The following is a 2,199-nucleotide window of genomic DNA, read 5'->3' on the forward strand; positions in this document are numbered from 1 at the left end:
AGCCGCGGCAATTCGCAGGCCGTCTCGCCCAAAGGGGCGATGGGGCTGATGCAGATCATGCCGGAGACATGGGCGGCGCTGCGCGCCCGCCATGCTCTCGGCAGCGACCCGTTCGATTCGCGCGACAACATCCACGCCGGTACCGCCTATCTGCGCGAGATGCATGATCGTTACGGCAGCATCGCCGGCATGCTGGCCGCTTACAATGCCGGGCCGGGACGCTATGATGAGCACCTGATCTCGGGCCGGACCCTGCCGGTCGAGACCCGCGCCTATGTCGCCGCGCTCGCGCCGATGCTCGGCGGCGAGGCGTTGGCCGGCTCCGGTTCGGTCGCCATGCCGCCAGCGGATTGGCGCGAAGCGCCGCTGTTCGTCGGCAGCCCGGATGCGGAAGGGGGGCAATCCGGCGGCACACCAGCCGCGCAGGCAGCGCAGTTCGCAGAACCATCCGACGACGCTTCTACCGCCCTCGCACCGCAATCCAAAGACCTGTTCGTTCGCCGGTCCGATGCAGGAGCCGTGCAATGAAAAATCATTCCAAACGACACCGCGCCTGCGCAGACAGGAGCCCACAGTCATGAAGATTGCCTATGCCGACCCACCCTATATCGGCTGCGCGCATCTCTACCGCGACCGCCCCGATTACGCCGGCGAGGTCGATCATGCGGCGCTGATCGAGCGGCTGGAACGCGACTACGACGGCTGGATCCTGCACGCCGCCGCGACGCCGCGCTCCTTCGCCGTGCTTGCTCCCCTGATCGAGCCGACGGGCGCCCGCTGGATGGCCTGGGTGAAGGGGTTCGCCGCCTTCAAGCGCAACGTGCCGGTCGCCTTTGCGTGGGAGCCGGTCATCGTGAAGGCCGCCCGCAAGCCCGTGGTCAGCAAGCGGCTGGTGCTGCGCGACTGGATCCAGGAGAGCATCGCCCTGCGCCGCGGCCTGACCGGCGCCAAGCCGGAAGCCGTCTGCCACTGGTGCTTCGAGATGGTCGCGGCACGACCCGAAGACACGCTCGACGACCTGTTCTCCGGCACCGGCGCCGTCACCGCAGCTTGGCATTCCTGGCGGCGGAAATTCACCCTGCCGGACGATCCGCTGCCCGATTTGGCACCCTTGGACAGCGCCCGCCGGGGGCGATCCCGCTCAAGGAACCCGTCATGAGCCATCACGCATCAGGTCGCGTTCCGTCGTATTCCGTAGCAGAAAAGGGCGACGCGGCCCTCTGGGCCGCGTCGCTTTTAGGACGGCAAGATAAAAGCCCGCGAGGTGCGGGCTGGGCGGTTGGGGGTGTTTGCCGGGGTTTCGAGGCATTTGCGCACATCGCGGCACCAAACCGCGCCTCGCTGCCTCGAAGATTATGCAGGGTTTTGAACGAATCCCGCACCTCGCAGGAGATCGACCCATGAGTAACGAGGACGATTTCCGCATTCGTCCGGGGCGGATCCGCTCCAGCCGCAGCCAGCGTGCCCGGCCTTTCGTGGCCCAGGCGCTGGCCGCCGCCCAGAAGGCCGGCGGGCGCGTCTCGCGCAGCGGCAGGATCGTGTCGCCGGGCACCTCGCGCTTCGGCCGGGGCCGCAGCGCCGCCGTCCAGGCCAACCGGCTGATCACCCGCCGCGCCCGGCTCTGCACCGTCAAGGTTCGGGTGGTGCGCAGAACCGCGCAGGCCGCCGCGCTGCCCCGGCATCTGGGCTATCTCGGCCGCGACGGCGTCACCCGCGGCGGGGAGAAGGCCCGCATGTTCGATCCGCACAGCGACGATGCCGACGTCAAGGACTTCGCCGGGCGCAGCGCGGACGACCGCCATCATTTCCGCTTCATCGTCTCGCCCGAGGATGCCGCCGACATGGCGGACCTGAAGCGGTTCACCCGGGAGTTGATGGCCCAGGCGGAAAAGGATCTCGGCACGGAACTGGACTGGATCGCCGTCGATCACTGGAACACCGACAATCCCCATGTCCATGTCATCCTGCGGGGGCGGGCCGATGACGGCAGGGACCTGGTCATCTCCCGCGACTATATCAGGGAAGGACTGCGCGACCGGGCGCAGGACCTGATCACCCGAGAACTGGGGCCGCGCCATGACCACGAGATCCGCCGCAGCCTGATGCGGCAGGTCGAGGCGGAGCGCTGGACCGCGCTCGACCGCCAGCTGGTCCGCGACGCCGGCAAGTCCGGCATCATCGACATGGCGCCGGGCATCG

2 protein-coding genes and 1 pseudogene are annotated in these 2,199 nt (G+C 68.4%); all 3 read left to right on the plus strand.

Annotation, left to right across the window (positions count from 1 at the left end; all coding sequences use genetic code 11):
• Positions 1 to 528, plus strand: a 528-nt coding sequence (locus AQY21_RS08750; RefSeq protein ID WP_058097309.1) for a lytic transglycosylase domain-containing protein, incomplete at its 5' end; no start/stop codon positions are given.
• Positions 529 to 577: 49 nt separating this feature from the next.
• Positions 578 to 1,159, plus strand: coding sequence for a hypothetical protein (locus tag AQY21_RS08755; RefSeq protein ID WP_058097310.1), 582 nt, complete (start codon positions 578 to 580; stop codon positions 1,157 to 1,159).
• A 241-nt stretch (positions 1,160 to 1,400) separates the two neighbouring features.
• Positions 1,401 to 2,199: pseudogene (locus AQY21_RS08760) on the plus strand (relaxase/mobilization nuclease domain-containing protein); the annotation flags it as partial.

The sequence above is a fragment of the Paracoccus sp. MKU1 genome (assembly GCF_001447385.1).
Taxonomy (GTDB): Bacteria; Pseudomonadota; Alphaproteobacteria; order Rhodobacterales; family Rhodobacteraceae; genus Paracoccus.

What these genes read in the sequence shown, in the direction of transcription:
- AQY21_RS08755 (WP_058097310.1), top strand. Translation starts at nt 578, where the DNA reads ATGAAGATTGCCTATGCCGACCCACCCTATATCGGCTGCGCGCATCTC.